Origin of the sequence: Rhodovulum sp. PH10, assembly GCF_000293785.1 — a bacterium.
GTDB lineage: Bacteria > Pseudomonadota > Alphaproteobacteria > Rhizobiales > Xanthobacteraceae > Rhodoplanes.
The window spans coordinates 1-7,437 of sequence record NZ_AKZI01000021.1; the positions used below are offsets into that span (position 1 = coordinate 1).

The 7,437-nt window shown below is 70.0% G+C and carries 5 protein-coding genes; 2 read left to right on the plus strand and 3 right to left on the minus strand.

The features are described 5' to 3' along the window. A partial coding sequence (locus tag A33M_RS04520) for a hypothetical protein (RefSeq protein ID WP_237718280.1) occupies positions 1–414 on the plus strand: 414 nt, incomplete at its 5' end. A 49-nt stretch (positions 415–463) separates the two neighbouring features. On the opposite strand, the gene A33M_RS04525 is transcribed toward A33M_RS04520, so the two are convergent. From A33M_RS04525 to A33M_RS04535, 3 genes are all read right to left on the minus strand, one after another. Further along, positions 464–2,233 carry a cisplatin damage response ATP-dependent DNA ligase gene (locus A33M_RS04525; RefSeq protein WP_008384026.1) on the minus strand — a complete coding sequence of 590 codons (1,770 nt, stop codon included), beginning with the start codon at positions 2,231–2,233 and terminating at the stop codon, positions 464–466. Further along, a complete protein-coding gene (locus A33M_RS04530) occupies positions 2,230–3,294 on the minus strand; it encodes a ligase-associated DNA damage response exonuclease (protein ID WP_008384028.1) in 1,065 nt (354 codons plus the stop codon). The genes A33M_RS04525 and A33M_RS04530 overlap by 4 nt, the downstream gene beginning before the upstream one ends. Positions 3,295–3,369: 75 nt before the next feature. Beyond that, entirely contained in the window at positions 3,370–4,467 is a 1,098-nt protein-coding gene (locus A33M_RS04535; RefSeq protein ID WP_040619315.1) for a quinone-dependent dihydroorotate dehydrogenase, read from the minus strand. A gap of 209 nt (positions 4,468–4,676) precedes the next feature. Between A33M_RS04535 and A33M_RS04540 the strand changes: the two genes are divergently transcribed. Then, complete coding sequence (locus A33M_RS04540; RefSeq protein WP_008384035.1) at positions 4,677–7,319, plus strand: ligase-associated DNA damage response DEXH box helicase; 2,643 nt, start codon at positions 4,677–4,679, stop codon at positions 7,317–7,319. Positions 7,320–7,437: the final 118 nt, after the last annotated feature.

Consider the following 7,437-nt stretch of genomic DNA (forward strand, 5'->3'; position numbering starts at 1 on the left):
CGAAATCGGCTCCGGCGCAGCCCCGTCGGAGTTTCCAAACGGTCTCTCACGGTGCGACACCTTCCGCAGATCCGGTCGAGCCTGTGGGCCGCCAATCTCGATGTGACGAACGGCATCGGGCATTACTACACGGCGCAGTTCTTCGTGTTTCCGGTCCTCTCCGGTGTCCTGTCCGTTCTCTACTTTCATTTCCAGAACGCCTTCGATCCGGGCCATGTCCTGGTGCCGGTGATTCATCTCTATCTCGCTTACTACCTCTACGGTCTCAGCCGGACCTGGCCGTCGCTGCGCTCCTTGATCCGGGACCTCTATCCCGATCTCGCCGCGGCCCTCCCGCGCGATATCGGCAACGACCGTGACCCGAAGGCCGCGGCCTGGAAAAGCCGGATCCGCGGCGCGCCGCGATCGCCGTAGGTTCTTGCGACGGCACGGTCGCCGGCGCAGCCTCGCTCACCCGCCCGTCTCACCCGCCCTTGCGCTTGCCGGTGCGGGCGGAGGCGTCGAGCACGCGGCCGCCGGAGGCCGGCGTCGCTTCGGCGGCTTCCAGCATCTTCAAAAGCGTGTCGAGCCGGTCGGCTTCGCCGGGCGGCTTGTCGAAGCGCAGCCGGCCGATGCGGGGAAACCGCATGGCGACGCCCGACCGGTGCCGGGTCGAGCGCGAGATGCCCTCGAACGCCACCTCGAACACGAGGCCCGTATCCGCCTCGTGCAAAACCTCGCGCACCGGGCCGAACCGGTTCACCGTGTTCTGCCGCACGAACTTGTCGATCTGCAGAAGCTCCTCGTCGGTGAAGCCGAAATAGGCTTTTCCGACTGGCACCAGCGTGTCGCCGTCGGCGCCCGCGGTCCACAGGCCGAACGTGTAGTCCGAATAATAGGAGGAGCGCTTGCCGTGGCCGCGCTGGGCGTACATCAGCACGGCGTCGACCACGAACGGGTCGCGCTTCCACTTCCACCAGAGCCCCTTCGGGCGGCCCGGCAGATAGGCGGAATCGCGACGCTTGAGCATCACGCCCTCGATCGCCTCGGCGTCCGGCCCGGCGCCGACGGTTTCCGGGTTCGCCCGCGCCTTTGCCAGCCCGTCCCAGTCGGAGAACGGAATTTCCGGCGACAGGTCGACGCGGGGATCGCCGAGCTTTTCCACCAGTGCGGCGAGCCGGGCGCGCCGCTCGGTGAGCGGGAGGGCGTGCAAATCCTCGGCACCGTCGCGCAGGAGGTCGTAGGCACGCAGGTGTGCCGGAAACTCGGCCAAGAGCTTGGCGGTCGAGGCTTTCCGGTTCAGCCGCTGCTGCAGCACGTTGAACGACTGAACTCGTGCCTCACGCACGATCAGAAGCTCGCCGTCGAGCGCGCCGTCGAAAGTCAGTCGGTCGAGGAGGTCGGGGAAGGCGCCCGACAGATCCTCGCCGGTGCGGGAGAAGAGGCGGGCGACGTGCCGGCCGTCCGGACAGAAGCCGGCGACGGCCTGGACGCGGATGCCGTCCCATTTCCATTCCGCTGAGAAGTCGGCCGGGTCGAGGGTGGCAAAATCGTCGGCGCCGATCGGATGGGCGAGCATCGGCGGATGGAAGCGGGCGGGGTCGTCTGCCTCCGGCCTTTCGGCGCGCCCCTCGACCCAGGCGAACAAATTCTCGTAAGGCGGCGCGAGGCCGGGCCACAGTACCTCGATCTCGTCGGTATCCGTGTCGCCGAGCGCCGCGACGGCGGTCTTTGCGAGCCGCGCCGACACGCCGATCCTCAAGCCCCCGGTGACGAGCTTGAGGAGCGCCCAGCGGCCGGTCTCGTCGAGCCCGTCGAGCCAGTGCGCGAGCCGGTTCGGCAGCTCGGCTTTTCCCAGCGTTTGCAGGGTCTCGACCACCTCGGCGAGGGAGGGAGCAGGGGGAGGCGCCACGTCCCCTTCTTCACATCGCCCCGCGTGCGGGGAGAGGTCGAAGGCTGCGCTCGCACGGGCTTCGGGCGAGGGGGCGGGCCACATCAGCGCGACCGTCTCGGAAAGGTCGCCGACATAGTCGTAGGACATCGCGAACAGCACCGGGTCGGTGCGCTCGGCGATCAGCGTGCGGATCAGCCCGGGTTTTGCGTGGCGGAACGACAGCGCGCCGGTCAGCGCCGCCAGGGCAAAGCCGCGCTCGGGATCGGGGGTGATGCGGAAATAGTCGGTCATCTGCCGCAGCTTTGCGTTGCGGCCGGGCTCGTAGGCGAGGCGATCCAAAAGCGCGGCGAAGCGGTTCATGCGCCGCTACCCTCGGCCGGCGTATTCGTGGCGGCCTCGGTCGACGCCGCCAAAACCTCGATCTCCTCCTCCTCGCCGTAGCCGACGAGATGCAGCGGTTTTGCGCGCAAGCCTTTGGTGCCGCACCAATGCACCAGCGCTTCTTCCGCGCCGTGCGTCACCCACACCTCGGAGGCGCCGGTCGCCGGAATGACGCGCAAGAGGCCGTCCCAGTCGCAGTGATCGGAGATCACCAGCGGCAGCTCGATGCCGCGCTGGCGGGCGCGCGCTCGGATGCGCATCCAGCCCGACGCGAAGCAGGCGATCGGATCGGAGAAGCGCCGGGTCCAGCGGTCGCCGAGCGCCGAAGGCGGGCACAGCACGATGGCACCCACGAGATCGGCCTTGGTGGCGTCGCGCACCGGACGCAAATCGCCGAGATCCATTTTGCCGGCATAGTAGCCGGTGATCGCCTCCATCGCCCCGTGCAGAAAGATCGGCGCGTCGTGGCCGGCGGCGCGCAGCATGGCGATCAGTCGTTGCGCCTTGCCGAGCGTGTAGGCGCCGACCAGGTGCGTCCGCTCGGGGAACAGGTTTTGCGAGTGGACGAGCTTTTGCACTTCCGCCGCCGCATCGCCGTGGCGAAACACCGGCAGCCCGAAAGTCGCCTCGGTGATGAAGACGTGGCAGCGCACCGGCTCGAACGGCGTGCAGGTCGGGTCGGGCACGTCCTTGTAGTCGCCCGAGGCGACGATCCGAAGGCCCGCCTTCTCGACCAGAATTTGTGCCGCCCCCAGCACGTGGCCGGACGGGAAGAAGCAGACCCTCACGTCGCCGATCGTCAGCGTCTCGCCATAGGCCACCGCCTGCGTCCGCCCGGCAAAATTCTCGCCGTAGCGCAGCCGCATCAGATCGAGCGTCTCGCGGGTCGCCAGCACGGCGCCGTGGCCCGGCCGGGCGTGGTCGGAATGCGCGTGGGTGATCAGCGCCGTCTCGACCGCGCGCCGGGGATCGACGAAAAAATTTCCGCTCGGGCAGCACAGGCCGGCCGGGGTGGGGCAGAGCAGCTCGTCCGGACGCATGCGCCTCAGATAGGCGTTTGCGTCGCGGGTTGCGAGACGTCGCGATCGGACGAGCGGGCCGGCGAGCGGGGTCTCTCAGCGCACGTCGGCGCCGACCACCTCCGACACGCTCTTCACGCCGTCGCGGGCCATCAGGTCGGCGAGGCCGACGGTGATGCGATGCACCACGCCGGGGCCCTGATAGATCATCGCGGTCAGCAGCTCGACCAGCGACGCGCCTTTGCGGATTTTCGCATAGGCGTCCTCGGGCGACGACACGCCGCCGGAGGCGAGCAGCACGTAGCGGCTGCGGTCCATCCGGCGATAGCACTCGACCAGGCATTCATCGAGCACCGCTGCCGCCGGCGGCCCCGCCACCGCGCCCGGCAGCGACTTCCACACGCTTTCGGGGGTCTTCAGCCCGGCCGGCTTGGTGCTCGGCAGGTTGAACATGAAGCCGTCGATGGTGTCGTGTGCGTCGCACAGCTCGAGCAGCTGCTCGATGCCGGCGATCCCCCCGGCGGGCGAGACCTTCAGGAACACCGGCCGGCGGTCGAGGCGGGCGGCGTCGAGCGCATCGAGCCAGGCCGACATCCGCCCGCGGTCGGCGAAGAAGTCGCGGCCGTCGCAGGTGTTGGGGCAGCTCAGATTGAACATCAGGTAGTCGGCGACCGGCGCGAGCCGCCGGGCGGCGATCATGTACTCGGCGATGATGGCGTCATCCGGCTCCGCTGGGGCATTCGGCCCGCGATTGGTGGCGACGATGTTGAGGCCGATCGGCACCCGGTGGCGCTGGCCGGCGAGCCGGGCCGCGACCCGGTCGGCGCCCTGGTTCGGCACGCCGTAGGCGACCACGATCGCCTCGTCGTCGGGCAGGCGGAAGAGCCGCGGGCGCGGGTTGCCACCGGAGGGCTCGGACGACACCGAGCCGAGCTCGAGAAAGCCGAAGCCGAGCCCGGCGAGGAACGGCACCGCCGCGCCGTTCTTGTCGAAGCCGGCGGCGAGCCCGATCGGGCTCGGAAAATTCAGGCCGGCGACGGTGACCGGCAGCCGCCGGTCGTCGACCGCGGAGAAGAAGCGCATCGGTCCGGCGGCAAAGCCGAGAGTGCCGGCGAGGCCGAGCGTGGCGTGATGGACGAATTCGGGATCGAGCCGGAACAGCGCCGGCCGAACGAGGGAGGTGTAGAGCGACATGGTCTTTTCGGTTCGCGGCACCGACCGCATCGCGCGACGATAGACCCGTTTGGAAAGGCCCGGCCCGCCACCTCCGCGCCCCAGCCGCCCGGCTGCCGCATGCAACGGACGGCTCTTTCGGAGCCGGGATCGACCCAGGGGCGAACGCCGCGGGCCGGGCGGGCTCCGCACCGCTTGGATCGGCGGCCGCGAGACGCTACCTCCGGGAGGTGAGCACGCCACCCTCGCCATCGCCGCCGTCATCGCCCCCGTCCTCGCCGGTCCCGCCGTCTCCGGACCCGGAGGCGCGGCTGCCGGAAACGTTCGCCGACTGGTTCTCGTCGCGCGGCTGGGCGCCGCGGCCGCACCAGCTCGCGCTGCTCGCCGCCGCCCGCGACGATCGCTCGACCCTGCTGATCGCCCCGACCGGTGCCGGCAAGACGCTCGCCGGCTTTCTGCCGACACTGGTGGAGATTTTCGAGCGGCGTTCGCCGCATGGTTTCGCTGACGGGGGCACGGTGCCGGCGCTCCCTCTCCCCGCACGCGGGGAGAGGGTCGGGCCAAGGGGCGGTGGCCTGCACACGCTCTATGTCTCGCCCTTGAAGGCGCTGGCGGTCGACATCGCGCGAAACCTCGAGCGGCCGGTCGCCGAGATGGGCTTGCCGGTCCGCATCGAGACGCGCACCGGCGACACCCCGGCGAGCCGGCGCGCCCGCCAGCGCCGCGATCCGCCCGACATCCTGCTCACCACGCCCGAGCAGCTCTCGCTGCTGCTCGCCAGCGCCGACGCGCCCTATCTGTTCGGCACGCTGCGCCGGGTGGTGCTCGACGAGCTGCACGCGCTGGTCACCTCCAAGCGCGGCGATCTTTTGTCACTGGCGCTGTCGCGGCTCTTTTCCTTCGTGCCCGGTCTCGCCACCGTCGGCCTGTCGGCGACCGTCGCCGAGCCGGAGGAGCTCGCCCGTTTCCTGGTGCCGCAGGCGCCCGACGCACCGCCACGCCACGCCGATGTCGTGCAAGCCGAGCCGGGCGTCGCCCCGCGGGTCGCAATGCTCGACACCGCCGAGCACCTGCCGTGGGCCGGGCACTCCGCCGCCCATGCGCTCGGCGAGATCTACGCGCTGATCAAGCGACATCGCACCACGCTGGTGTTCGTCAACACGCGCAGCCAGGCGGAAAATTTGTTTCAGCTCCTGTGGGGCATCAACGACGACAATCTCCCGATAGCCCTCCATCACGGCTCGCTCGACGTCGCCCAGCGGCGAAAGGTCGAGGCGGCGATGGCCGACGGCCGTTTGCGGGCGGTGGTGTGCACCTCCTCGCTCGATCTCGGCATCGACTGGGGCGACGTCGACCTCGTGGTGAATGTCGGCGCACCGAAGGGCGCGTCCCGCCTCACCCAGCGGATCGGAAGAGCAAACCACCGGCTCGACGAGCCCTCGCAGGCGGTGCTGGTGCCGGCGAACCGCTTCGAGGTGTTGGAATGCCGCGCGGCGATCGACGCCGTCACCGAGGGCGCGCAGGACACCCCGCCCTTGCGCACCGGCGCGCTCGACGTGCTCGCCCAGCACGTGCTCGGCCGCGCGTGCGGCGAGCCGTTCCTGCCCGACGCGCTCTACGACGAGGTGCGCAGCGCCGCGCCCTATGCCGGCCTGACGCGGGACGATTTCGATGCGGTGGTCGATTTCGTCGCGACCGGCGGCTACGCGCTGAAAGCCTACGAACGCTACGCAAAGATCAGGCGCGGGCAGGACGGGCGCTTTCGTGTCTCGCATCCGCGCATCGCCCAGCAATATCGGCTCAATGTCGGCACCATCGTCGAGGAGCCGATGATCAAAATCAGGCTGGTGCGGGCGGGGCCGCGTGGCGCCGGCGCGCACGGCCCGAGCGGCGCGCTGGTGCGTGGCGGGCGGCTGCTCGGCGAGGTCGAGGAGTATTTCATCGAGGGCCTCGTGCCGGGCGACACCTTCGTGTTCGCCGGCGAAATTCTTCGCTACGAGATTCTGGTCGAGGACGAGGCCTATGTCTCGCGCACCACGGCGCAGGATCCCAAGGTGCCCGCCTATGCGGGGGGAAAATTCCCCCTCTCGACCTATCTCGCCGCGCGGGTGCGCGACCTTCTGGCCTCGCCCGACGAATGGCGGCGGCTGCCGGCCCAGGTGCGCGAGTGGCTGAGCTTTCAGACGCTGCGCTCGCAGGTGCCGCAGCCGGGCGAGCTGTTGGTGGAAACCTTTCCGCGCGCCGACAAGCACTATCTCGTCTGCTACCCGTTCGAGGGCCGGCTCGCCCACCAGACGCTCGGCATGCTGCTGACCCGCCGGCTCGAGCGGGCGCGGCAAAAACCGATGGGGTTCGTCGCCAACGAGTACGCGCTCGCGGTGTGGGGGCTCGGCGACCTGACGTCGGCGGTGCGGCTCGGAAAGCTCTCGCTCGCCGCGCTGTTCGAGGAGGACATGCTGGGCGACGACCTCGAGGCGTGGCTCGCCGAGTCGGCGCTGATGAAGCGCACCTTCCGTCAGTGCGCGGTGATCGCCGGGCTGATCGAGCGGCGCGCCGCCGGCGCCGAGAAGAGCCGGCGGCAGGTCACGGTGTCGACCGATCTCGTCTACGACGTTTTGCGAAAGTACCAGCCCGACCACGTGCTGCTGCGCGCCGCCCGCCAGGAGGCGGCGGCGGGCCTCCTCGACATCCGGCGGCTCGGCGACTTTTTGGCGCGCGTGAAGGGGCGCGTCACCCACCGGCCGCTCGCGCGGGTGTCGCCGCTGGCGGTGCCGGTGATGCTGGAGATCGGCCGCGAGTCGGTCGCCGGCGAGGCGTCGGAGGCGCTTCTGGCCGAGGCCGAGGCCGAGCTGCTGCGCGAGGCGATGGGGTGAAGATCGGCGGAAGGGCGGAAGCGGCCCTCATACCGACGGCGATAGAGGCCGACCTCGTCCTGAGGAGCACTCCGTAGGAGTGCGTCTCGAAGGGCGAGGCCACGGTGCGGGCCTCATC

What these genes read in the sequence shown, in the direction of transcription:
- A33M_RS04530 (WP_008384028.1), bottom strand. Translation starts at nt 3,294, where the DNA reads ATGCGTCCGGACGAGCTGCTCTGCCCCACCCCGGCCGGCCTGTGCTGC.
- A33M_RS04525 (WP_008384026.1), bottom strand. Translation starts at nt 2,233, where the DNA reads ATGAACCGCTTCGCCGCGCTTTTGGATCGCCTCGCCTACGAGCCCGGC.
- A33M_RS04535 (WP_040619315.1), bottom strand. Translation starts at nt 4,467, where the DNA reads ATGTCGCTCTACACCTCCCTCGTTCGGCCGGCGCTGTTCCGGCTCGAT.